At 72.0% G+C, this 21,075-nt stretch carries 26 protein-coding genes; 12 read left to right on the top strand and 14 right to left on the bottom strand.

The annotated features are described in order from the left end of the window. Window positions 1–44: 44 nt before the first annotated feature. From OHB44_RS00670 to OHB44_RS00655, 4 genes are read right to left on the bottom strand one after another with little or no spacing between them, the layout of a single operon-like run. Window positions 45–1,289 (bottom strand): metallophosphoesterase, encoded by a 1,245-nt coding sequence (locus OHB44_RS00670; protein ID WP_330439355.1) that lies wholly within the window; start codon window positions 1,287–1,289, stop codon window positions 45–47. A gap of 14 nt (window positions 1,290–1,303) precedes the next feature. Continuing rightward, entirely contained in the window at window positions 1,304–1,558 is a 255-nt protein-coding gene (locus tag OHB44_RS00665; RefSeq protein ID WP_330439354.1) for a MoaD/ThiS family protein, read from the bottom strand. Between the two features lie 2 nt (window positions 1,559–1,560). Then, window positions 1,561–2,574, bottom strand: coding sequence for a GTP 3',8-cyclase MoaA (moaA, locus tag OHB44_RS00660; protein ID WP_330439352.1), 1,014 nt, complete (start codon window positions 2,572–2,574; stop codon window positions 1,561–1,563). Next, on the bottom strand, window positions 2,571–3,485 hold the full coding sequence (locus OHB44_RS00655; protein WP_330439350.1) for a fructosamine kinase family protein: 915 nt from the start codon (window positions 3,483–3,485) through the stop codon (window positions 2,571–2,573). Before OHB44_RS00655 ends, moaA begins: the two co-directional genes overlap by 4 nt. A gap of 173 nt (window positions 3,486–3,658) precedes the next feature. Here OHB44_RS00655 and OHB44_RS00650 point away from each other — a divergent pair, with 173 nt between their 5' ends. From OHB44_RS00650 to OHB44_RS00635, 4 genes are all read left to right on the top strand, one after another. Beyond that, on the top strand, window positions 3,659–4,702 hold the full coding sequence (locus OHB44_RS00650; RefSeq protein WP_330439349.1) for a DUF4192 domain-containing protein: 1,044 nt from the start codon (window positions 3,659–3,661) through the stop codon (window positions 4,700–4,702). 59 nt (window positions 4,703–4,761) lie between these two features. Further along, window positions 4,762–5,013 carry a hypothetical protein gene (locus OHB44_RS00645; RefSeq protein ID WP_238687591.1) on the top strand — a complete coding sequence of 84 codons (252 nt, stop codon included), beginning with the start codon at window positions 4,762–4,764 and terminating at the stop codon, window positions 5,011–5,013. Continuing rightward, window positions 5,010–5,408, top strand: coding sequence for a hypothetical protein (locus tag OHB44_RS00640; RefSeq protein WP_330439347.1), 399 nt, complete (start codon window positions 5,010–5,012; stop codon window positions 5,406–5,408). The genes OHB44_RS00645 and OHB44_RS00640 overlap by 4 nt, the downstream gene beginning before the upstream one ends. A gap of 120 nt (window positions 5,409–5,528) precedes the next feature. After that, window positions 5,529–6,245, top strand: a complete 717-nt coding sequence (locus OHB44_RS00635) for a GAP family protein (RefSeq protein WP_238687589.1) — start codon at window positions 5,529–5,531, stop codon at window positions 6,243–6,245. 13 nt (window positions 6,246–6,258) lie between these two features. Here OHB44_RS00635 and fdhD read toward each other — a convergent pair whose 3' ends face one another. Continuing rightward, window positions 6,259–7,125, bottom strand: coding sequence for a formate dehydrogenase accessory sulfurtransferase FdhD (gene fdhD, locus OHB44_RS00630; protein WP_330439345.1), 867 nt, complete (start codon window positions 7,123–7,125; stop codon window positions 6,259–6,261). 249 nt (window positions 7,126–7,374) lie between these two features. On the opposite strand from fdhD, the gene OHB44_RS00625 reads away from it, so the two are divergent. From OHB44_RS00625 to OHB44_RS00615, 3 genes are all read left to right on the top strand, one after another. After that, window positions 7,375–8,256, top strand: a complete 882-nt coding sequence (locus OHB44_RS00625; RefSeq protein WP_330439343.1) for an NTP transferase domain-containing protein — start codon at window positions 7,375–7,377, stop codon at window positions 8,254–8,256. After that, complete coding sequence (locus OHB44_RS00620) at window positions 8,253–8,519, top strand: DUF6457 domain-containing protein (RefSeq protein WP_238687586.1); 267 nt, start codon at window positions 8,253–8,255, stop codon at window positions 8,517–8,519. The genes OHB44_RS00625 and OHB44_RS00620 overlap by 4 nt, the downstream gene beginning before the upstream one ends. 81 nt (window positions 8,520–8,600) lie before the next feature. Next, window positions 8,601–9,707, top strand: a complete 1,107-nt coding sequence (locus OHB44_RS00615) for a YbjN domain-containing protein (RefSeq protein ID WP_238687585.1) — start codon at window positions 8,601–8,603, stop codon at window positions 9,705–9,707. Between the two features lie 6 nt (window positions 9,708–9,713). On the opposite strand, the gene OHB44_RS00610 is transcribed toward OHB44_RS00615, so the two are convergent. Both OHB44_RS00610 and OHB44_RS00605 read right to left on the bottom strand, forming a co-directional pair. Beyond that, window positions 9,714–10,670, bottom strand: coding sequence for a zinc-binding dehydrogenase (locus OHB44_RS00610; RefSeq protein WP_238687584.1), 957 nt, complete (start codon window positions 10,668–10,670; stop codon window positions 9,714–9,716). Between the two features lie 72 nt (window positions 10,671–10,742). Continuing rightward, window positions 10,743–11,207 carry an Lrp/AsnC family transcriptional regulator gene (locus OHB44_RS00605; protein WP_124770828.1) on the bottom strand — a complete coding sequence of 155 codons (465 nt, stop codon included), beginning with the start codon at window positions 11,205–11,207 and terminating at the stop codon, window positions 10,743–10,745. Window positions 11,208–11,266: 59 nt separating this feature from the next. Here OHB44_RS00605 and ddaH point away from each other — a divergent pair, with 59 nt between their 5' ends. Beyond that, window positions 11,267–12,100, top strand: coding sequence for a dimethylargininase (ddaH, locus tag OHB44_RS00600; protein WP_353962155.1), 834 nt, complete (start codon window positions 11,267–11,269; stop codon window positions 12,098–12,100). Window positions 12,101–12,168: 68 nt separating this feature from the next. Here ddaH and OHB44_RS00595 read toward each other — a convergent pair whose 3' ends face one another. Both OHB44_RS00595 and OHB44_RS00590 read right to left on the bottom strand, forming a co-directional pair. Then, window positions 12,169–13,356 (bottom strand): ABC transporter substrate-binding protein, encoded by a 1,188-nt coding sequence (locus OHB44_RS00595; RefSeq protein ID WP_266304131.1) that lies wholly within the window; start codon window positions 13,354–13,356, stop codon window positions 12,169–12,171. Window positions 13,357–13,436: 80 nt separating this feature from the next. Then, on the bottom strand, window positions 13,437–14,234 hold the full coding sequence (locus tag OHB44_RS00590) for an alpha/beta hydrolase family protein (protein WP_330439342.1): 798 nt from the start codon (window positions 14,232–14,234) through the stop codon (window positions 13,437–13,439). 84 nt (window positions 14,235–14,318) lie between these two features. Between OHB44_RS00590 and OHB44_RS00585 the strand changes: the two genes are divergently transcribed. Further along, complete coding sequence (locus tag OHB44_RS00585) at window positions 14,319–14,921, top strand: bacterial proteasome activator family protein (RefSeq protein WP_330439341.1); 603 nt, start codon at window positions 14,319–14,321, stop codon at window positions 14,919–14,921. Window positions 14,922–14,923: 2 nt separating this feature from the next. Here the strand turns inward: OHB44_RS00585 and OHB44_RS00580 are convergent, their stop codons facing one another. The 3 genes from OHB44_RS00580 to OHB44_RS00570 all read right to left on the bottom strand — a co-directional run bounded on the left by OHB44_RS00580 (window position 14,924) and on the right by OHB44_RS00570 (window position 17,576). After that, window positions 14,924–15,736: an HAD family hydrolase gene (locus tag OHB44_RS00580; protein ID WP_238687580.1), complete on the bottom strand. Its 813-nt coding sequence runs from the start codon at window positions 15,734–15,736 to the stop codon at window positions 14,924–14,926. Then, complete coding sequence (locus tag OHB44_RS00575) at window positions 15,736–16,557, bottom strand: HAD family hydrolase (RefSeq protein ID WP_238687579.1); 822 nt, start codon at window positions 16,555–16,557, stop codon at window positions 15,736–15,738. The genes OHB44_RS00580 and OHB44_RS00575 overlap by 1 nt, the downstream gene beginning before the upstream one ends. Window positions 16,558–16,835: 278 nt before the next feature. Further along, window positions 16,836–17,576 carry a hypothetical protein gene (locus OHB44_RS00570; RefSeq protein ID WP_330439340.1) on the bottom strand — a complete coding sequence of 247 codons (741 nt, stop codon included), beginning with the start codon at window positions 17,574–17,576 and terminating at the stop codon, window positions 16,836–16,838. Window positions 17,577–17,707: 131 nt separating this feature from the next. On the opposite strand from OHB44_RS00570, the gene OHB44_RS00565 reads away from it, so the two are divergent. From OHB44_RS00565 to OHB44_RS00555, 3 genes are all read left to right on the top strand, one after another. Next, window positions 17,708–18,139 carry an OsmC family protein gene (locus OHB44_RS00565; RefSeq protein WP_091396762.1) on the top strand — a complete coding sequence of 144 codons (432 nt, stop codon included), beginning with the start codon at window positions 17,708–17,710 and terminating at the stop codon, window positions 18,137–18,139. Window positions 18,140–18,288: 149 nt separating this feature from the next. Next, the gene (locus tag OHB44_RS00560; protein ID WP_238687698.1) at window positions 18,289–18,636 is read left to right on the top strand and encodes a metallopeptidase family protein; all 348 of its coding nucleotides are present in this window, start codon (window positions 18,289–18,291) and stop codon (window positions 18,634–18,636) included. 107 nt (window positions 18,637–18,743) lie between these two features. Further along, window positions 18,744–19,466, top strand: coding sequence for an AIM24 family protein (locus OHB44_RS00555; protein ID WP_238687577.1), 723 nt, complete (start codon window positions 18,744–18,746; stop codon window positions 19,464–19,466). 80 nt (window positions 19,467–19,546) lie between these two features. Here OHB44_RS00555 and pheA read toward each other — a convergent pair whose 3' ends face one another. After that, window positions 19,547–20,500, bottom strand: coding sequence for a prephenate dehydratase (gene pheA, locus OHB44_RS00550; RefSeq protein WP_238687576.1), 954 nt, complete (start codon window positions 20,498–20,500; stop codon window positions 19,547–19,549). A 10-nt stretch (window positions 20,501–20,510) separates the two neighbouring features. After that, complete coding sequence (locus OHB44_RS00545; RefSeq protein ID WP_266304135.1) at window positions 20,511–21,005, bottom strand: hypothetical protein; 495 nt, start codon at window positions 21,003–21,005, stop codon at window positions 20,511–20,513. Window positions 21,006–21,075 lie beyond the last annotated feature (70 nt).

Genomic DNA, 21,075 nt, shown 5'->3' with positions numbered 1-21,075 from the left:
CCGCCGCGCCGGCCACCCGCCGCCACGCGCGTACGTGACCTCCGCTATGCCGAGCGCAGCTCCACCAGGCTGATCTGCGGCTCCGCGCCGACCCGGACCGGCGGCCCCCAGAAACCGGCGCCATTTGTCACGTAGACCTTGGTGCCGTCGACCTCGCCGAGCCCGCTGACCACCGGCTGCTCCAGCTTGACGGCCAGGTTGAACGGCACCATCTGCCCACCGTGGGTGTGCCCGGACAGTTGCAGGTCGACGCCGTAGCGGGCCGCCTCCTTGGCAGCCAACGGCTGGTGCGCGAGCAGGACCACGGGACGGCTCGGGTCGCGGTCACCGAGGGCGGCGGCGAAGTCCGGCCCGGCGGCGAGGCCGGTGCCTGCTCCGGTGAGGTCGTTGACGCCAGCCAGGTCGAGCACACCGCCCCGGGCCTGGATCTCCTGCCGCCGGTTCTGCAGCACCCGCAGACCGAGCCGGTCGACCTCCTGAACCCACTCCTCCACGCCGGAGTAGTACTCGTGGTTGCCGGTGACGAAGAAGCTGCCGTAGCGGGAGCGCAGGTCACGCAGCGGCGCGGCGGCCGAGCCGAGTTCGGCCACGGAGCCGTCGACCAGGTCACCGACGACCGCGACGATGTCCGCGTCGAGCCGGTTGATCGCGGCGACGATCCGCTCGGTGTGAGCCCGCCCGCGCAGCGGGCCGAGGTGGATGTCGGAGACGGTGGCGATGCGCAGGCCGTCCATGCTGCGGGGGAGTTTGGCCAGCGGGATCCGCACCCGGTCGAGGTGGGGCGGGCCCAGCGCCGTGCGGATGCCGTACCCGGTGACGCCGGTGGCGGTGAGGCCGGCGAAGATGGCCGCCCCACGGGCCAGCAGCAACCGGCGGGACGGGTCGTGGTCCGGTGCCGCTACGGCACCGGCGGCCGGCGGCTCGGTCGGGCCGGCGGCACCGACCAGCACCGGCTCGGGCGCGGCGGTGGTGGGCTCCGTGGCGACCACCCGGCGACGCAGCACCAGCCGGGCGACCAGCATCGGGACTTCCAGCACGACCAGGACGACCAGCAGGTAGAACATCAGCGCAAGCCACAGGTAGCCCGGCCAGGCGAGCCAGTAGAGCCCGGCCTGCGTTCCGGCGAGGGTGACCGGCACGAGCAGGGCCAGCACCAGGGCGGCGATCCCGCCGACCCGTCGCCAACGGCCCGGCGTGGTGGTGTCCCGAACGAGCCGCTTCCACAGGTAGAGGTGGATGAGACCGGTGACCAGCGCCAGGACAGCCACGAACCCCAGAACCGCAATCATTGCGAGCGCCTCCCTCAGCCGCCCGCGAACGGGGGCAGGATATCGATCGTGGCCCCGGCCGGAAGGGGTGCCCGACGATCATGACAGGTGACGCCGTTCACGAGGAAACTCGCCACCCGCAGCACCCCGGCGAGCCGGTCGCCGTGGCGCTGGGTCAGCTCGGCCGTGAGGTCGTCGAGTGACCGCCCGGCGGGGATGGCCTCCTCGGCGCGGCCGGCGGCGGCGCGGGCGCCCGCGAAGTAGCGGATGGTCAGCGGGGTCCCCTCCACGCTCAGCCTCCGATCGCGGACATCGGGCGGGTCGGCTGGAGGAAGGTGGGGTCGTCGATGCCGTGCCCGGCGCGCTTGCCCCACATCGCGGTACGCCAGCGTCGGGCCAACTCGTCGTCGTCCGCGCCGGTGCGCAGCGCGGCGCGCAGATCCGACTCTTCGGTGGCGAAGAGGCAGGCGCGGACCTGGCCGTCGGCGGTCAACCGGGTGCGGTCGCAGTCCCCGCAGAAGGGGCGGGTGACGCTGGCGATCACACCGACCCGGGCGGGGCCTCCGTCGACCAGCCAGGTCTCCGCCGGTGCCGCGCCGCGCTCGGCCGGGTCGGGGCTCAGATCGAAGACGGTACGCAGCGACGCCAGGATCTCCTCGGCGGTCACCATGGTGTCGCGGGCCCAACCGTGCTGGGCGTCCAACGGCATCTGCTCGATGATCCGTAGCTGGTAGTCGTGGTCGAGGGCGAAGCGGAGCAGCGCCGGTGCCTCGTCCTCGTTGACACCACGCATCAACACCGAGTTGATCTTCACCGGGCTGAGGCCGGCAGCCGCCGCTCCGGCGAGCCCGGCCAGCACCGCGTCGAGACGGGGGCGGCGGGTGAGCGTGGTGAACCGGTCCGGGTCCAGGGTGTCCAGTGAGACGTTCACCCGGTCCAGGCCGGCGACCCGCAACGCCGGGGCCAGTCGGTCCAGGCCGATGCCGTTGGTGGTCAGCGAGACCCGGGGGCGGGGCTCGAGAGCGGCGACCGCCGTCACGATGTCGACCAGCCCGGGTCGGATCAGCGGCTCACCGCCGGTGAACCGCACCTCGGTCACACCGAGCAGCTCGACAGCCACCCGGACCAACCGGACGATCTCCTCGTCGCTCAGCAACTCGGGGCCGGCCAGCCAGGGGAGACCTTCCGCCGGCATGCAGTAGGTGCAGCGCAGGTTGCACTTGTCGGTGAGGGACACGCGCAGGTCCCGGGCGACACGGCCGTACCGGTCGACGAGGACGCCGTCGGTCCCCGGGGCGGCGCTCACCTGTCGACCGTAGCGCGCTCGGCGCGGCTCAGGACGCCACGGGCGGTCTGGACGACCACATCTCGGAAGCTGACGCCGAAGAGTGCTGTGTGCACCAGCAGGAGATGCAGTTGATGCACTGGTACGCGGTCACGCCAACCATCCGGTAGTGGCCAACTCTCCTGGTAGGCGGTCAGCACCCGATCCAGGTGGGGGATGCCGCCGAAGAGGGCGAGCTGGGCGAGATCCGTCTCCCGGTGCCCACCGTGGGCTGCCGGGTCGACGAGCCAGGCCCGGTCGTCGGCCCCCCAAAGCACGTTGCCCGGCCACAGGTCGCCGTGGATGCGCGCGGGCGGCTCGTCGCCGCCGAGCCCGTCGAGGCGACCGATCACCTGCTCGACCAGAGCGGCATCGGCGCTGGTCAGCGCGCCACCGTCGACCGAGCGTCGCAGGTAGGGGGCGAGGCGTCGCTCGGCGAACCAGGTCGACCAGCGCCCGGCCGTGGGGGTGTTGTCCTGTGGGAGCGAGCCGATGAACCCGGGCCAGGTGGCACCGAAGGTGGTTGCGCCCGCCCGGTGCAGCCCGGCCAACTCCCGGCCGAAGCGCTCCGCGGCCTCCGGCGTCGGTTCGCCGGGCTCCACCCAGTCGAGCGCCAGCAGCTCCGGCAACACCACGATCACCTCGGGTACGCCGACCGCGCCCGCCTCCCGCAGCCAGCGCAGACCGGCGGCTTCGGCGGCGAAGAAGCCCTCCGGCGGCGGTCGGTCGGCGTCGTCAGGCCAGGACTTGGCGAAGACGGAGTGGCCGTCGTCGAGAGTGAGCCGGGCGGCCGCGCAGATGTTTCCACCGGCGACCGGCGTCTCCCGGAGCCGCTGATGGGTCCGGAAGGTCGGGAGGTGTGCCGGATGCGCGCGCAGGTACGCCAGGTCCATCAGCGCACGGTAACCGCTCCTTACGACAGCCAGGTGTCGCCCGACGACATCGGCGCTCTTTCCGCACCTGTAGGTGTGGCGTGAACAGGGAAAACACACTCAGTAACTGTGGATAAGTCGCGTGTCGTCCACAGGGGTGGCCGGGCCCGGCACGCCCGCCGCAGGCTTCCGACATGACCTCGACCGAACGCCCTCAGCTCGCCGTCCGCTCACCCGCGGACCTGATCGCCGCTGTGCCGTACCTGCTCGGCTTTCATCCCACCGACAGCGTGGTCGCCGTGGCGCTGGTCGGCCGGCAGATCGTCTTCGCCGCCCGCGCGGATCTGCCCGACCCGACCGAGCCCGGCGGGCTGGCCGTGCACCTGGCTGGTGTGATCCGCCGGCAGGGCGCCGAAGCCGCCACCGTCGTGGGTTACGGGCGAGCGGAGCTGGTCACCCCGGCCGTGGACGCGGTCCGCGACGCGCTGAACGACTTCGGGCTGCACGTGCTCGACGCGCTGCGGGTGACCGATGGCCGTTGGTGGTCCTACCTCTGCACCGAGCCCGACTGCTGCCCGCCCGAGGGTCGCCGCTACGACCCGACCGTCAACCGTCTGACCGCCTCGGCGGTCTTCGCCGGTCAGGTCGCACTCCCCGACCGGGCGGCCCTGGTGGCGCAGGTGGCACCGGTGGACGGCCCGGCCCGGGAGGCGGCACGAGCGGCCACCGCCCGCGCCGAGCTGAGACTGGCCGAGCTGATCGAGCAGGCACCCGAGAGCGACCTGCTCGGGGCGCGGGCGCTGCGCGCCGCCGGGGCGGCGGCGGTTCGCGAGGCCCAGCGCCGGCAGCGGCGTGGTGAGCGGCTCGACGACGACGAGGCGGCCTGGTTGAGCCTGCTGATGACCCACCTGCCGGTCCGGGATCACGCGTGGGAACGCACCGACGGCCGGGACCGGGACATCGCCCTCTGGACCGACGTGCTGCGCCGCGCCGAGCCGGAGGTGGCCGCCGCGCCGGGTGCGCTGCTGGCGTTCGCCGCGTGGCGCGCCGGGCAGGGCGCGTTGGCGGCGGTCGCGCTCGAACGCACGCTGAGCCTGCACCCCGACTACTCGCTCGCCCTGGTGCTGGACGACCTGCTCCGGCGGGGCGTGCCCCCGGCCGAGTTGGACGGCTGGCCGTCGGTCGGGATGCCCGGCGTCATCCGGCCCCGCAAGCGGAGCCGACGTGGCCGCCGCTGACCGGTCCCGCGCCTGCGTGGTAATACCGTGGGTGCTACCGGAATTGTAGGCTGACGGACGTGACAGTGAAGCGCTCCGTGAGCCTCCCCGACGACGTCGCCGAGTGGCTCGACCAGCAGCCCAACGTCTCGGCCGCCATCACCGCGGCGGTGCGGGCCCAGATGGAGGGCACGCACCTCGACGAGGTGCTCCGGCGCGCCGGCATCGAGGTGACCGAGGCGGGCAGGGCGCGATGGCGGGAGCGCCTGGCGACGCCCATCCCGGCGGACGCTCTGGCCGAGGGGCGCCGGATGTTGGGAGGCGCCGGATGAGCGATCAGATCGCTGTCGTGTTCGACGCGTCGGCGTTGACGGCCTACATCGAGGGCAACGTCTCGGTGGGGGAGTTGATGCTGGAGGTCGCCGACGAGGGTCGGCAGGTGGCCATCCCCGCGACCTGCCTGGCTGTCGCCTTCGCGAGCGTGGCCGACGAGATCGATGCCGCCCTACTGGCCCTGATGATGACTGCCCCGATGATCCGACTGCTGCCACTCGACGCCGAGGACGTGCGCCACACCGGCACGCTGGCCCGCGCCACGGCCGGAGACATCTCGTTCGGTCAGGCCACCCGTGCGGCACTCACCCACGAGGCGCACTACGCGACAGTGCGACCCACTGTGGCGGCGAAGGTGCTCCCCACCAACTGGAGCATCCTCGACCTGGCGTGACGGGTCCTCCGGCGACGCCCTCCGTCGAAGGATGTACGCGTTGCTCCTGTCCACGGCCGACGCGGCAGGCTCACCGCCGCCGGAGAATGATCTCGTGGCCCTTCTCCGCGTTGGTACGACATGACCCCCGAGTTGCTGCTGTCGCTGGCCGGGCTGGCGTTGATCGACAGCACCAGCATCGGCACCCTCTTCATTCCGGTCTGGTTGCTGCTCGCCCCGGGGCCGGTCAACGTCCGGCGGATCCTGGGCTACCTCGCCACCATCGCGGTGTTCTACCTCGCGGTTGGGCTGCTGCTGGTCTGGGGAGGCAGCAGGCTGGGCGACGCGCTGGGCGGCGCCCTGGACAACCGGGGTGTCCTCTGGGCACAACTCGTCCTGGGCGTGGGAATGCTGGCACTCAGCTTCCGCTACGACGGCAAGCGGCGTCCCCGTACCGGGGGTGTCCTGCGCTGGCGGGACCGGGCCACCGCCGGAGACTCCTCGGCCCGCTGGTTGGTCGGGCTCGCGCTGCTCGCGGCGCTTGCCGAGGTGGCGACAATGCTTCCGTACCTCGGTGCGGTGGGTCTGTTGGCCACCTCGGGGGTGGGAGCGGCGAGCGTGGTGGCGCTGCTCACCGGGTACTGCCTGGTCATGGTGCTGCCGGCGGTGTTGTTGCTGGGTGCCAGGGTGGCCCGCCCGCGACTGGTCGAGCCGGTGCTGGCCCGCCTGAACACCTGGATCGTCACCAAGGCGGGCAGCGCGCTGGGCTGGATCCTCGGCATCGCCGGTTTCCTGATCGCCCGTGACGCCGCCGCCCGGCTGGCCCTGTTCGACCTGATCGACCGGATCGGTAAATGACGGGCCGCTCGGGTCAGGCTGGCTGCTCCACACTGATCCGGTGTGGCCCGGTGTAGACGTTCATGGTCCGTCCGCGAAGGAAGCCGACGAGTGTCATCCCCGCCTCGTCGGCCAGTTCCGCGGCGAGGGTGCTCGGGGCGGACACCGCGGCCAGCAGCGGCAACCCCGCCATCCACGCCTTCTGGGTCAGCTCGAAGCTGGCCCGTCCGGAGACCAGCAGCAGGTGCCCGGTGAGCGGCAGCCGGCGTTCCCGCACGGCCCACCCGATCACCTTGTCCACGGCGTTGTGTCGGCCCACGTCCTCCCGGAGCACCACCAGCTCACCGTCGGGGGTGAACAGGCCCGCCGCGTGCAGCCCGCCGGTCCGATCGAAGCCGCGCTGGGCGGCGCGCAACCGGTCGGGCAGCTCGGCGAGCAACGTGGCCGGCACGCTCAGCGGGTCCGCCGCGACCGGGAAGAGCGACCGGGTGCGTACCGCATCGATGCTGGCCTTGCCGCAGACACCGCAGGAGCTGGTCGTGTAGAAGTTCCGGGACGGGTCGGTGGTCGGCTCCGGTACGCCGGGGGCGAGCACCACGTCCACCACGTTGTACGTGTTCGGCGTCTCCGCGCCGGCGCAGAGTTGCGCTGTCAACACGTCATCGGTCGACCGGATCAGCCCCTCCGTCAGCAGGAATCCGATGGCCAGGTCCAGATCGTCGCCGGGAGTACGCATGGTGACGGCGAGCGGCCGACGTTTGCCGGGACCGGCCGCGCCAACCCGGATCTCCAGCGGCTCCTCCACGGCGAGCGTGTCCGGCCGGCGAACCGATCCGCGCCCGGCGGTGGCCGCGTCCAGGTCGATCCGGAGTATGCCGCGTCGATCAGTTGCCCGTCCCATCCCGCCATCCTCCACCCCCCGCCGGCCCACCCGCACGACCACCGCCCGTCACCGACCGCCGACCCCACCCGAGCCCGGCGCGTTGATCATGAAGTTGTCCGCGCGTGTCGTCGGCGTGTCGAGCGATAACTTCATGATCACCGGGGCGAGGGGTCGGGCCAGCACGTCGGAGGAGTCGGGTGGGGGCCTTGCGATCGGGCTTGACCGGGCGTCGGCCTGAGCGGGCGCTGGCACGGCTACGGTGGCCGGGTGGGGACGTACGCCGCAGTGGTGCTCGCGGGTGGGGCCGCCCGACGGATGGGCGGGCTCGACAAGCCCGCGCTTCCGGTCGGTGGCCGGCCGATGCGCGACCGGGTGCTGGCCGCCGTCAGCGACGCGACGCCGCGGGTGCTGGTCGGTGCTGCCGACGCCGTACCGGCGGGTGTGCTGGTCGTTCGGGAGGACCCGCCCGGCGGGGGTCCGGTCGCGGCGGCGGCGGCCGGCCTGGCGCTGCTGGATCCCGACGTCACGGTGGTCGCGCTGCTCGCCGCCGACCTGCCGCTGCTCACCCGGGCCGCGATCGCTGAACTGCTGAAGCACCTCGACCGGGAGACCCCCGACATAGAACCGGCGGACGGCCCCTCTGCTCCGCCGCCGCCTGCCCACAGCGGCTCAGCTCCGGCGACGCCGGCCCGCAGTGGCTCTGCTTCCGCACCGACGGCCCACAGCGGCTTCGCTCCGACGCCGCCGCCGGTCCGCGGCGGCCTCGCTCCGACGCCACCGGCCGGCACTGCCCTCGCTCCGACGCCGGCCCGCGGTGGCCTCGCTCCGACGCCACCGGCCGGCGGTGGCCTCGCTCCGACGCCGGTCCGCGGTGGCCTCGACGGCGAGCGGGGGCCGGACGGGGCGTGCTTCGTGGACGGGGACGGGCGGCGGCAGTCGCTTTGTGGTGTCTGGCGGGTCGGCGCGCTGCGGGCGGCCGTGGACCGGCTGACGGTCGAGCGGGGCGGCAGTCTGTCCGGAGCTCCGGTCCGGGCGTTGCTGGCCGGTCTCGTCGTGCGGGAGGTGGCCTGGTCCGGCGAGGGCCCGCCACCGTGGTTCGACTGCGACACTGACGAGGACGTACGCCGGGCGGAGGAGTGGGCGCGATGACGGTGATGGACGACTGGGTCACGGCGGTCTGCGCCGAGTTGGATCTGCCTCCGGCTGCGGTGCCGGTGCCGGCGGTGCTGGATCTGGCCCGGGACGTCGCCCACCAGGTGCTGCGTCCGGGTGCGCCGGTCACCGCGTACCTCTTCGGGTTGGCGGTTGGCCGGGGCGCGGACCCGGCGGACGCCGCGGCCCGGCTCAGCGCGCTGGCGGGCGCCTGGCCGGTCGAGTTGGGCGCCGACCCCACGCACCCGACGGCCCCCTGACCGTCGGTGTCCGATCCCGGTCCGGGCTGATTGGACCAACAGGCGGCGTGGGTAGGGTGATCGTGACGGACGGAGGCGATCATGACGGCTGACCACCCCTCGGCGCCGCACGGTGAGCTGCCCGGCGCTTCGAGTGAGCCGGCGGAATCGATCCTGCTCGACGAGCCCAGCACCACCGACCTGCGGGCGAAGGTGACCGAGGCGTGGCGGGAGTTCGCCCGTGCGCTCGCCGTACGGCTGCGGGAACTTCCCGTCGGCGCGCACCTCGACGTGACACTGGATCCCACCGCCTCCGGCACCGGGGACGCCGTCTATTCGATAAGCGTCGACGTGGACGCGGACCTGGTGTTGTCCGCCCGCGCGGTCGGCAACGCCGCTCTGCCGGCGGGCTACCGACTGGACCGCGGCGCGGTGGCGGACATGGTCGCGCTCGGTTGGTCCCCGCCCGGGGTGGTCGCCGGCTCCGGCGGTTCCTTCGGGCTGAATGCCACGACGGCCGAGTCGACGCAGGTCGCCACGCTGCTCTCCCGCACGCTGCGGGACGTCTACGGTGCTCCGCACCCGGCCTTCCTGGTCTATCTGGTGCACGACGCCGAGGGCGAGCCGTTGGCAGTGGACCCGCTGGGCACCGCCCGCAGTGAGTTCGGTCCGGACGCCGACGTCGAGGCGGACCTGGAGGAGGCGTTGGCCGAGGCGGCCGCCTCGCAGGTCGAGCGAGACGACGTGCTCGACCTGGCCGATCGGGTCCGCACAGTGGTCTCCACCATGTTGAAGTCGGACACCGACCGGTTGCAGATCGACTCGGACGGCGACATCACCATCCGCGCCGGCTCGGCGATGGTCTTCGTGCGGGTGCGGGACAATCCGCCCCTGGTGGATGTCTTCTCCCCCGTGCTCACCGAGGTGGAGCCGACCGAGCGGCTCTACGTCAAGCTCTCCGAACTGACCAACCGGATGCCGATCGGTCGCCTCTACTGCGCCGACGACACGGTGTGGGCGTCCATCCCGGTCTTCGGCCGCAACTTCCAGGCGACCCATCTGATGCTGGCGGTGCAGGTGATGACCGGTCTCGCCGACGAGTTGGACGACCGTCTGCACGGCGAGTTCGGCGGCAAGCGGTTCTTCGGTGAGGGTGACAAGCCGGTCCGGCGCGACGAGTCGGAGCACCGCACCGGCATGTATCTCTGAGCCCGATCAGGCCACGTCCAGCAGGGTCTTGCCGACCGTCGCGCGCGCCTCGATGGCGGCGTGCGCGTCGGCGGCACGTTCCAGTGGGAAACGCTGGCCGATGAGCGGTCGCAGGCGGCCGGCCGCCGCGTCCGCCAGGGCCTGTTCGGTGTACGCCCGCAGCCGGGCCGGTGGTACGTCCGGGCGGACCAGTGTGACCTGCCGTGCCGTGGCGGCCTCCGCCGACACCGGTGACCACTCCCCGCTCGCCAGCCCGAAGCTGACCATCCGGCCGCCGGGAGCGAGCAGGTCGAAGGCGGCCCGGGCCACCGAACCACCGACCCCGTCGAGCACCACGTCGACAGCGCCCACCGCAGCGCGGACCTGCTCGGGCCACTCGGGCAGCAGGTAGTCGACGGCCAGCTCGGCGCCCAGGCCGGGTAGCAGGTCCACCTTGCGTCGCCCACCGGCCGCGCCGATCACCCGGGCACCGGCCCGGACCGCGAGCTGCACCAGCAGGCTGCCGACGCCGCCGGCCGCGGCCTCCACCAGCACCCGGTCACCCGGGCGGACGCCGACCGCCTCGATCAGCATGGTGGCGGTCCGCCCGTCGGCCAGCAGTGCCACCGCCTCGTCCAAAGCCAACCCGGCCGGCACCGCGATCGTCGCCGACGCGTCAACTGCCGCGCGTTCGGCGTAACCGCCGGAACCTCCGGTGGCGCTGACCACCCACTGCCCGGTCAGCGCCGGGTCGACGTCCGGCCCGACCGCCGTGATCACCCCGCCGACGCCGTTGCCGGGGATCAGCGGTGGGGTGAGGCGGAACGGGCCGGGGTGACCGGCGCGCAGCTGCGTCTCGATGAAGGTGATGTTCGCGTGGGCGACGTCGATCAGCACCTGGTCGGGACCGGGGACCGGGTCGGGCGCGGGACCGGGCACCAGCACCTCGGGCCCACCGAACTCACGTAACCAGATCGCCCGCATGACAGCCCCCTCGGCCTCGATGGGCTGCCTCGCCCACTCGGAGCCAGTCCATCTCCTCAACCTGGGTTGAGGTCAAGAGGTACCGGCGGACGGGCCGACGCCGGGCGATTCGACCAGCCGGGAGAGCACGATGGTGCTGCGGGTGGAGGTCACGAAGGACTCGGCACGCAGCCGCTCCAGTGCCGCCTCCAGGTGGCCGATGTCGGCGGCGCGCAGGTGCACGAGCGCGTCCGCCTCCCCGGAGACGGTGTACGCGCCGACCACCTCGGGGTGTCGGCGGGCGGCCACGCCGATCTGCGCGGGGGTGGTCCGGCCGGCGCAGAACAACTCGACGAAGGCCTCCGTGGTCCAGCCGACGGCCGCCGGATCAACGACGGCCGTGAATCCCCTGATCACACCGGTGGCGCGCAGTCGGTCGACGCGACGTTTGACCGCTGGGGCGGAGAGTGACACCCGGGCGCCGATGTCGGCGTACGACGCACGGGCGTCCGCGACGAGTAACGCAATGATCCGCTGGTCTACCGCGTCTATCTGCAACGTTCCGCCTCTGAGAAGCAACGCTTGTGGCTGTTTTCAAAGTTCCACGGTACCTACTCTTGGTGACCGTGAACCAGCAGCGTTTCCCGCGAAAGCGGACATATCTCATGTGCTCGCCGGAATACTTCGCGGTCGAGTACGCGATCAACCCGTGGATGGACGTGACCACCCCGGTCGACCGGGACCTGGCCGTCAAGCAGTGGGACCGGCTGCGCGAGACGCTTGTCGGCCTCGGCCACGACGTGCACCTGCTCACCGCCGAGCAGGGCCTGCCCGACATGGTCTACGCCGCCAACGGCGGCTTCGTGGTGGACGGCAGCGTCTACGGCGCACGGTTCAAGCACGAACAGCGGGCCGCCGAGGCCGCCGCCCACCACGCCTTCTACGAGGCGCAGGGCTGGCGGTTCATCGCACCCGGCGAAACCAACGAGGGTGAGGGCGACTTCGCGTACGTGCCGGAGGCGCACGGCGGGCTCATCCTGGCCGGGCACGGCTTCCGTACCGAGATCCCCGCGCACGCGGAGGCGCAGGAGGCGCTGGGTCGTCCGGTGGTGTCGCTGCGCCTGATCGACCCCCGCTTCTACCACCTGGACGTGGCGCTCGCGGCCATCGACGACGCGAACATCGTCTACTTCCCGGGCGCGTTCTCCGCGGCCAGCCAGCGGGTGCTCACCCAGCTCTTCCCGGACGCGGTCATCGCCGACGACGAGGACGCGATGGCCTTCGGGCTCAACCTGGTCAGCGACGGCGCGAACGTGGTGCTCAACAGCGAGGCCACCCGCCTGGCCGGCAAGCTCAAGGCGGCCGGGTACACCCCGGTCCCGGTCGAGCTGGCCGAGCTGAAGAAGGGCGGCGGCAGCGTGAAGTGCTGCATCGCCGAGCTGCGGCACTGACCCGCGAACGTCTCGGGGCCGGCCTCCCACTGGGAGACCGGCCCCGAATCGTGTTCCGGGGTGGGCGTTCAGCCCAGCGTGGCCAGCTCGTTGATCAGCACGTTCGACATGACCTGGCCGTCGCGCTGCACCTCGCGCAGGTACCACTTCTGCTGCGGGGTGCGCGGTTGGTTGAACTGCCAGATGCCGCGCGGGCTGTCGATCTGGCCGATCTTGCCCAGGGCCAGGTTGACCTGCTGCGGCGTGGGCTTCCCACCGGTCAGCTGGATGGCCTGGTCGAGCACCTGCGCCGCGTCGTACGACGCCATCGCGTACGTGGTGGGGGTGACCTGGTACTTCTTGCGGTACGCCGAGGCGAAGACCCGGTTCGACGTGTTGTTCAGGTCGGCCGAGTAGTTCAACGCGGTCTGGATGCCCAGCGCGTTGTCCTTCAGGTTCTCCAGCACTGTGCCCTCGGTGAGGAAGCCCGGTGCGTAGATCGGCCCGGCGAACTTCTCGCGCAGCTGCTTGATGAACTCCACGGCTGCCGCCCCGGCGAAGAAGCAGAAGACCGCCGTGGGCTTCTTGGCCAGCGCCCTGGTGATGTCCGAGGCGTACGTCGTCTTGCTGGGGTTGGAGGTGGCGTTGGTGTAGGTCACCGGGTCGCTGATCCGCCGGTCGTTCGCGCCGAACTCCTGCCGGAAGCCGCGGACCACGTCCGGGCTGCCGACGTTCTCCGGCATGATGATCGCGACGCGGCCGTTCGCCGGCAGCTGGTCGCGCAGGTAGCGGCCCAGCGCCCGGCCGGCCTCGTCGAGAACGTACGAGGTCCGCCAGATGTAGAAGACGCTCTGCAGGCTGCTCGGTGAGGCGTTGGAGCCGATCAGCGGGACCCGGGCCTGCTCCACGGTGTCCCGGATGCCGACCATCACCGCCGAGTTGACCACGCCGGTGAGTGCCAGAACGCCCTGCTTGAGCAGGCCCTCGACAGCAGCCTTACCGGTCTTCGCGGTGTCGCCCTCGTCGGCGGTCAGCAGCTCCACCGGGTGGCCGCCCAGCCGCTGGTCGTGCAGGTCGAGGAAGAGCTGGAAGCCATTGGTGATGTCGTCGCCGATGCTCTTGAAACCACCGGCCTGCGGCGTGATCAAACCGATCTTGATCGGGCCCCGGTCGGTGGTCGGATCGGCATCACCGTCTGAGCCACACGCGGCGACGAACCCGGTGGTACCGAGCGCGGCCAACAGTTGGAGCGCCCGCCTGCGATTCATCTGCGACACCGAGTTCCTTCCAAGGATGCGTACAGGGCCGAACACCGCCCCACCGGCGTTCTACCTGCTCCGCGACGCTGCGTCAATGGCTAGTGATCATCGTGCAGGGACCGCAACACGGCGAGGACCTGAGGCCAGGCGACGGCCTCCGGGTCGATCAGCCCGAAATGCTCGCATCCGGGCAGTTCAACAAGGGAAATATCGGAACCTGTGACACGCGCCTCCGCCACGAAATCCCGGCTCATCTCCACCGGAACCTGGCGATCGTCAGAGCCATGAACAACTACCGTGCGTGTTCGTATCGGTACCAACATCCGTGGATCCGCTCTCGCGTACCGGTCCGGGAACTGCGCCGGGCCGCCTCCGAGCAGCGCGGCGACAGCGCCCGAGTCCAGATCCCGCCGGTACGCCTCGCCCAGATCGGCCACCGGGGCCAGGGCGAGCACCCCGCCCACCGTTGCCGGGGCGGTGGCCGCCACGAACAGCGCCAGGTGGCCGCCGGCGGAATGCCCGACCAGGATCGGCGGGGCCAGGCTCACCCGGCCGGGCAGCGCCTCGGCCGCCAGCACCGGCAGCTCGGCCACCCCGGTCAGTACGTCGGTCAGGGTGCCCGGCCAGCCACCCCCGGGCTGCCCGGAACGGCGGTATTCCAGCTGCGCCACCGGGTAGCCGTCAGCGGCGAGGGCCGCTGCCAGCGGGCCGGTGTGCCGTCGGTCGTACTCGGCCCGCCAGAAGCCGCCGTGCAGGACGACGACCAGCGGCCGGGCCGGCCCGGTTCCCGCCGGCAGGCGCAGATCGGCCACCTGATCCGGGTGGTCTCCGTACGCCACTGTCCGGTCGGGCTCCGGTGCGGGCCGGGTCAACACGGCGCGCGGGTCGACAGGCATGGCGCGACGGTAGCGCGCCCCGCCCGGGTGGTTCGGCCCCGGTAGTCGGTCCCGGCCGGCATGGTTCGCGCCCGCTGGGTAAAGATGGACCCCATGACCGAAGCGCGCTCCGCTGGACAGAACGACGAGCCCGGCCCCGACGACTCCGGCCACTCCGGCACCGTGGTGGTGGTTGGCCCGGACGGCCGGCCGATCGGCACGATGCAGACCGACGAGGGCCAGGGCGAGGACCCGACCCGCCTGGTCGAACAGCCGGCCAAGGTGATGCGGATCGGCAGCATGATCAAGCAGTTGCTGGAGGAGGTGAAGGCCGCACCTCTCGACGACGCCAGCCGCAACCGGATGCGGGAGATCCACGAGCGGTCGATCGTAGAGCTCAAGGAGGGCCTCGCCCCCGAGCTGCGCGACGAGCTGGAGCGCATCTCGCTGCCCTTCGCCGAGGACAAGGCCCCCAGCGAGGGCGAGCTGCGGATCGCGCACGCCCAGCTCGTCGGCTGGCTGGAGGGCCTGTTCCACGGCATCCAGGCGGCCCTGGTGGCCCAGCAGATGGCCGCCCGGGTGCAGCTGGAGCAGATGCGCGGCGGCCGGCAGGCGCTGCCCAGCGGCCCCGGTGGGGTGGGCCCCGGGCTGCCGGGCATCGGCCAGCCGGGCGGCGGCGAGGGCCACAACACCGGTCAGTACCTCTGACCTCAGTCCACCCCGAAGATCTTCTCCAGGTACGCCGCCACGCCGTCCTCGGTGTTCGCCGTCGTCACGTCGTCGGCGACCGCCAGGACGGCGCGGTGCGCGTTGGCCACCGCCACACCACGCCCGGCCCAGGTCAACATCGGCACGTCGTTGGGCATGTCGCCGAAGGCCAGCACGTCCGCCGCGGCCACTCCGAGCTGGTCGCAGTACCAGGCCAGTCCCGCCGCCTTGGTCACCCCGGCCGCCGAGATCTCCACCAGCCCTGAGGACGACGAGTGCGTGGCCTCGGCCAACCCCGCCACCGCCGTGCCGATCAGCTCGGCGAAGGCGTCCGGGTCCTGCTCGCCGGCTCGGGCGAGGAGCTTCACCGCCGGGACCGAGAGCAACTCCTCCGGCGTCTCGATCGGCCGGATGCCGTTGGCGTCGGCGTCCCAGCGCAGCGGGTAGTGCGCCTCGTGCCGCATCTCCCGGCTGTCCAGGATCTCCACGGCGAAGCTGATCCCGGGCACCTCGGCCCGTAGCCTCCGGGCCACCTCGGCCAGGTGGTGCGGGGCGAGCGGGTCAGCCCGCACCACAGCGTCCTCGAACGGGTCGTAGACGACGGCGCCGTTGGCGCAGACCGCCGGCAGCGGTCGGGCGAGCTGGTCGTACACCATCTTGAGCCAGCGGACCGGACGGCCGGTGACCAGGACGACCGGCGTGCCACGCGCGGCGATCCGCGCGAGCAGGTCGGCGGTGCGTGGGCTGACGGTGTGGTCGTCGCGGATCAGCGTGCCGTCGATGTCGGTGGCGATGAGGCGGGGTGTGTCTCCCATTACCGGGACAGTAGCCGGTCCAGATACACCGCCACCCCGTCGTCGTCGTTGCGCAATGTCACCTCGTCGGCGGCGGCGCGCAGCGCGGGGTGCGCGTTGGCCACTGCCACCCGCGACCAACCTGCCCATTCGAACATCGGCAGGTCGTTGGGCATGTCACCGAAGACCAGCACGTCCGCCGGGTCCACCCCGAGGGTCTGCGCCACGACGGTCAACCCGGTCGCCTTGTCCACGCCCGGCGGGCAGATCTCGATGAAGCCGAGCCCGGCCTGGGTGAGCGTGGCGACCTGCGGCGAGACGATCCGGCGGGCCACCGCCAGCAGCTCGTCCACGTGATGGTCGGCGGTCCGGGCGAACGCCTTGATCACGTCGCAGGCGAGGCACTCGTCGCGGGTGCGCGCCTCGAAGCGGTCCTGGAAGGGCCAGCTCTCGTGGTAATCGCCCCACAGCGGGGCGTCGTGCTCGTCGGACGCCTCGACCATCACGGTCAGCGGGCCGACCTCCGCCTCCAGGTCGGCGAGGAGCCGGGCCAGCACCTCGGCGGGCAGCCGCTCGTCGCGGAGCACCACCGGGCCGCTCGGGTCGCTCTGGTCGACCACCCGTCCGCCGCCGGCCATCACCAGGAAGTCGGCGGCCCGGATGTCGTTGCGGGTCAACTCGGTCAACCGAGGGCCGCGTCCGGTCGCGCCGACCACCGGAATTCCGGCGGCGCGCACCCGGTCGAGCACCCCGTGGGTGTACGCGGAGACGGTGTTGTCGCTGCGTACCAGCGTTCCGTCGAGGTCGGTCGCGATCAACTTGGGCAGTCCTGGGCGGGTCATCGTTCCTCCTTCGCCCACCGCCGTCGCACCGCCAGGGTCAGGGAAACCGAGTCCCGGAGTGACGGCGGGCAGCAACCGTACCTCGCGGAACGGGTCGCATCCATGGCTTCCAGGCGAATCGGACGCCAACCCTCAGCGCCGGTGAGGTGTCCCGCGCGCACCACCCACACCTCACCGCGCGATCTTGCACTTTCGGTTGCCGTTTCGCGTACTTATGGGCCCTATGCCGGGACAGAAAATGCAAGATCGGCGCGGGGGTGGGGTGGGGTGGGGTGGGGTTAGGGCTGGGGGTCGGGGCGGGCGAAGGGGGCGGCGGGGGTGACGGTCAGGTCGGCTGGGGCGGGGAGGCCGTCCTCGATCGGGTCGGGGTCTCGGCGGCGGCGCCGGGGTCGTGGTGCTGGCGCGTCGGCGGGTTGGTCGTCGTCCGGCGGCCCGGCGAACGCGCCGGGAGGTGCGGCGGGGGTCAGCCGCAGGGCGGCCGCGAACAGCACACAGGCCACGAACGCCATCACCAACCCACGGCCGTACTCGACCTCGAAGCCGTCCTGGGGTGAGTAGAAGAAGTTTCGCTGGCCGGGGTTGTCGAGGCTGGCCGTGGCAGCCGCCAGCAGCGCCAGCAGGGCACCGGCCAGTGTGAGACCGGCCAGCCGGGCGTTCGGCCGCACGGCCGCCGTGCCGCGCAACGTCAGCGCCACGGTGCAGACGAGGGCGAGGAGCCCGACCAGGTAGCCGACCCCGAACCCACCGACCTCGGACACCCCGGCGGGCACCTTGATCGTCGCGTTTCCGTCGGGCCCGCCGTTCGGCAGGTTCATCACCAGCCACTCACCGACCAGCGAGGCGATCGCGGCCACCGCGCCCAGACCGGCGAGCAGGACGGGCAGCCGAGGATCCTGCGCGAAGTCGGCCAGGGACCACGCGAAGCGGCGTCGCGGGGCCGGCTCGTCGGCACCCCACTCGATCACCGCCGGGACCTCGGATCGGTCGCCCTGCCGCGGGATTGGAAGCTCCTCGGACATCGGCCACCCTTCCGCCGGTCACGGACCTGGGTCGCATCATGGCACAGCAAGCTGGTGGTGACAGGGATCGCAGGGCTGGCGAGCGCGCCGGTCTGTCGCTCCGCGGTCGCCTTTCCGCTAGCGTTTGCCCCATGCCTATCCGTACCGCTTCAGCACAATGGCAGGGCAATCTCACCGAGGGCGCGGGCACCATCCGCACCGGTAAGGGCGGCCTGTCCGGCAACTACTCCTTCAAGTCGCGCTTCGAGGAGGGTGAGGGCACCAACCCCGAGGAGCTGATCGCCGCCGCGCACGCCGGCTGCTTCTCGATGGCGTTCTCCAAGGCGCTTGCCGACGCGGGCTCGACGGCCACCTCGGTCGAGACCACCGCCAAGGTGCACCTGGACAAGACCGACGCCGGCATGACCGTGACCCGGATCGACCTCGAGACGGTCGGCCAGGTCCCGGGGATCGACGACGCGGAGTTCCAGAAGCTCGCCGAGGCCGCCAAGGCCAACTGCCCGATCTCCCGCCTGCTCTCGCCGGGCGCCGAGATCACCCTCAACGCTCGCCTGGCTGCCTGAGCCAGCCGGCCCACACCGTACGTCCACGGAAGGAGCCTCCGCCCGGTCCCGGGTGGTCGCTTCTTCCGTGCATGTGCGGATGACGGTCACCGGCGTCCAGCAGGACCGGGCCGCGTGCCCCCGCGTCGGGCACAATGGGCGAGGTGCCGGTGGAGATGAGCCGTGAGCGCTTCGAGGAGTTGGTCGGCGAAGCCCTCGACGAGGTGCCCGAAGAACTACTCGGCCTGATGAACAACGTGGTGATCCTGGTCGAGGACGACCCGCCACCGGGCGAGGTCGACCTGCTCGGCCTCTACGAGGGGTATGCGCTCACCGAGCGCGGTTGGGACTATGCCGGCGTGCTGCCCGACCGGATCTTCATCTACCGCCATCCGATCCTGCGGATCTGCGACAACGACGAGGACGTCATCGACGAGGTGGCGGTGACAGTGGTGCACGAGATCGCCCACCACTTCGGCATCGACGACGCGCGCCTGCACGCGCTGGGCTGGGGCTGAGCCCCGCGCTCACCCACCCGCGCCGCGCCGCCCGTCCGGCGGTCGGTGCTTGCCGAGGTCGCCTACCGTCGGTACAGCGAACGCGACCCTATTCAGGAGGCCCTTTCATGCGCAGCGAGCTGTTCTCCGCGGAGAATCTGGAGAAGGAGTCCGCGCAGCCCGGCATGCGGTTGCAGAACTCCAAGATGTTGAAGATCGAGCTCAACGGCGAGGCGATGGCCCGGGTCGGGTCGATGGTCGCCTACCAGGGGAATGTGCAGTTCCAGGCGTTGGGTTCAGGCGGGCTCGGCAAGTTCCTCAAGCAGAAGCTCACCGGCGAGGGCGTCCCGCTGATGAAGGTCACCGGGCAGGGTGACGTCTTCCTCGCCGAACTGGCCAAAGACGTGCACATCATCGACCTGGAGCCGGGCGACGCCCTCTCCATCAACGGCAGCAGCGTGCTCGCCTTCGACTCCACCCTCCAGTACGACATCAGGATGGTCGGCGGTGCCGGGATGGCGTCCTCGTCCGGCCTCTTCAACTGTGTGTTCAGCGGCCACGGGCGGATCGCCATCACCACCAAGGGCACCCCGGTAGTGCTGAACGTGGACGCCCCGACGTACGTCGACCCCCAGGCTGCGGTCTGCTGGTCGGCCAACCTCCAGACCGGCTACCACCGGGCCGAGCAGATGGGCCTCGGCACTCTGCTCGGCCGCCGCACCGGTGAGTCGTTCACCATGAGCTTCGCCGGTCAGGGCTTCGTGGTGGTGCAGCCGTCCGAGGAGCCGCCGATCATGGGCAGTGGCCAGCAGCAGCAGGAGGGCGGTCTGCTCGGCGGCCTGCTGAGCTGACCGGAAGCGGCGCTGGGCGCACCTGATCTGTCGAGCCGGCCGCGCGGGCGCCCCCTTCTCATGGGGGCGCTCCGCGCCGGTCAGGTCAACTCACCGGTACGCAGGCGGGTCAGCCAGGCCGCCGCGTCCGCGTAGTCGACGTCGGAGAGGCCCGCTGGCGCGGACACCGGGCGTTCGCCCGCCTCGGCCCACCGGTGCCGGGGGTAGGAGCCCAGGAAGCGGACGTCGGCACAGACCCTGCGGAGCCCCTGCAACGCCTCACCCAGGCGTACGTCGGCCACGTGGCCCGTGCAGTCCAGGAAGAAGACGTAGCGGCCCAACGCCTCGCCGGTCGGCCGGGATTCGATCCGGGTCAGGTTGACCCCACGGACGGCCAACTCCATCAGCACGGACAACAGCGCGCCGACCCGGTCGTGGGCGATGTAGACCGCGAGCGAGGTGAGGTCGTCACCGGTCGGCGGCGGTGGCGGCCCGGGGCGAGACACCAGCGCGAACCGGGTCACCGCGTCGGGATGGTCGGCGATCTTGTCGGCGAGGATGGTGAGTCGGTGCCGGGAGGCTCCGATCGGTGCGCAGATCGCCGCGTCGTACTCGCCCGTGCCGGCACCGGCGGCGGCCGCGCCGTTGGAGAGCACGTCGACCACCACGGCGTCGGGTAGGTGGTTGCGCAACCAGCCCCGGCACTGGGTGGACGCCTGTGGATGGGCCGCCACGGTGCGGATCGAGGTCAGCGGGGTGTCGGGCCGTGCGGCGAGCACGAACTGCACCGACAGGATCACCTCCCGGGTGATCACCAGCGGCTCGCCCTCGGCCATCTCGTCCAGCGTGACGCCCACCGCGCCGCCGATCGAGTTCTCCAGTGGCACCAGCGCGGCGTCGGCGTCGCCGGCGCGGACGCCGTCCAGCGCTTCTCCGACGCTGCGGGCGGGCGTTCGGGTGCCGCGCTCGGCAGCGGGTATGGAGCGCAGGGCCTGCTCGGCGAAGGTGCCCTCCGGCCCGAGGAAGACGAAACGCGTCGGCGGTGTTCCCGGCATGCCGATCAGCCTACGCACCCGGCCCGTTGGCCGGGCCGGCGTCGCAGGCGAGGGCGCGAATCCCGGCCGGGCTGGTGGCGCGTACCTCGATGGTGCAGACGTCCGTGCCGGCGGTGACCAGCGCCGGGGCACCGGGCTCGCCCCGGGTGACCACCTGGAGTTCCTCGTGCCCGGTCACCGTCAGCACTGTGAACTGCCAGTCACCGGCGCAGAGCGGCCCGGTGCGGACCTGGACCCGAACATTCGCCGGCAGCACTCCGGCCCTGCCGCGCAACAGTTGCAGCACCCGCTGGCCGGTCGGCCCGTTGCGGCAGGCCGTCGCGACCAACCCGGCGTCCGGGGTGGGCGTGACCGTACCGGGAGACGGCGCGGTGGTGGGCGGGGTGGCCGGTGCGATGCTCGGGCCGGACGGTGTCGGGGCCGCGGTGTGGGTGGGAACGCTGGTCGGCTCCCCCAGCCCGGGTGGGGCGCCACAGCCGGCCAGCGCCGCGACGGCGAGCGCCATCGGCAGGACTCGGGCGAGGCCCCGCGCTGGAGCGCGATCGGCTGCCCGGCCAGGCGCCGCCAGTGGAGGG

It is taken from the genome of Micromonospora sp. NBC_00821 (genome assembly GCF_036347035.1).
GTDB lineage: Bacteria > Actinomycetota > Actinomycetes > Mycobacteriales > Micromonosporaceae > Micromonospora > Micromonospora hortensis.
The sequence above is the reverse complement of the archived record's forward strand: the minus strand, read 5'-3'. Positions and strand labels throughout refer to the sequence as shown.

Excerpts from the sequence above, each read along its gene's own strand:
- OHB44_RS00670 (WP_330439355.1), bottom strand. The coding sequence starts at position 1,289 with ATGATTGCGGTTCTGGGGTTCGTGGCTGTCCTGGCGCTGGTCACCGGT.
- OHB44_RS00655 (WP_330439350.1), bottom strand. The coding sequence starts at position 3,485 with ATGGACCTGGCGTACCTGCGCGCGCATCCGGCACACCTCCCGACCTTC.
- OHB44_RS00650 (WP_330439349.1), top strand. The coding sequence starts at position 3,659 with ATGACCTCGACCGAACGCCCTCAGCTCGCCGTCCGCTCACCCGCGGAC.
- OHB44_RS00640 (WP_330439347.1), top strand. The coding sequence starts at position 5,010 with ATGAGCGATCAGATCGCTGTCGTGTTCGACGCGTCGGCGTTGACGGCC.
- OHB44_RS00635 (WP_238687589.1), top strand. The coding sequence starts at position 5,529 with ATGACCCCCGAGTTGCTGCTGTCGCTGGCCGGGCTGGCGTTGATCGAC.
- fdhD (WP_330439345.1), bottom strand. The coding sequence starts at position 7,125 with ATGGGACGGGCAACTGATCGACGCGGCATACTCCGGATCGACCTGGAC.
- OHB44_RS00620 (WP_238687586.1), top strand. The coding sequence starts at position 8,253 with ATGACGGTGATGGACGACTGGGTCACGGCGGTCTGCGCCGAGTTGGAT.
- OHB44_RS00615 (WP_238687585.1), top strand. The coding sequence starts at position 8,601 with ATGACGGCTGACCACCCCTCGGCGCCGCACGGTGAGCTGCCCGGCGCT.
- OHB44_RS00610 (WP_238687584.1), bottom strand. The coding sequence starts at position 10,670 with ATGCGGGCGATCTGGTTACGTGAGTTCGGTGGGCCCGAGGTGCTGGTG.
- OHB44_RS00590 (WP_330439342.1), bottom strand. The coding sequence starts at position 14,234 with ATGCCTGTCGACCCGCGCGCCGTGTTGACCCGGCCCGCACCGGAGCCC.
- OHB44_RS00585 (WP_330439341.1), top strand. The coding sequence starts at position 14,319 with ATGGACCCCATGACCGAAGCGCGCTCCGCTGGACAGAACGACGAGCCC.
- OHB44_RS00580 (WP_238687580.1), bottom strand. The coding sequence starts at position 15,736 with ATGGGAGACACACCCCGCCTCATCGCCACCGACATCGACGGCACGCTG.
- OHB44_RS00575 (WP_238687579.1), bottom strand. The coding sequence starts at position 16,557 with ATGACCCGCCCAGGACTGCCCAAGTTGATCGCGACCGACCTCGACGGA.
- OHB44_RS00570 (WP_330439340.1), bottom strand. The coding sequence starts at position 17,576 with ATGTCCGAGGAGCTTCCAATCCCGCGGCAGGGCGACCGATCCGAGGTC.
- OHB44_RS00565 (WP_091396762.1), top strand. The coding sequence starts at position 17,708 with ATGCCTATCCGTACCGCTTCAGCACAATGGCAGGGCAATCTCACCGAG.
- OHB44_RS00555 (WP_238687577.1), top strand. The coding sequence starts at position 18,744 with ATGCGCAGCGAGCTGTTCTCCGCGGAGAATCTGGAGAAGGAGTCCGCG.
- pheA (WP_238687576.1), bottom strand. The coding sequence starts at position 20,500 with ATGCCGGGAACACCGCCGACGCGTTTCGTCTTCCTCGGGCCGGAGGGC.
- OHB44_RS00545 (WP_266304135.1), bottom strand. The coding sequence starts at position 21,005 with ATGGCGCTCGCCGTCGCGGCGCTGGCCGGCTGTGGCGCCCCACCCGGG.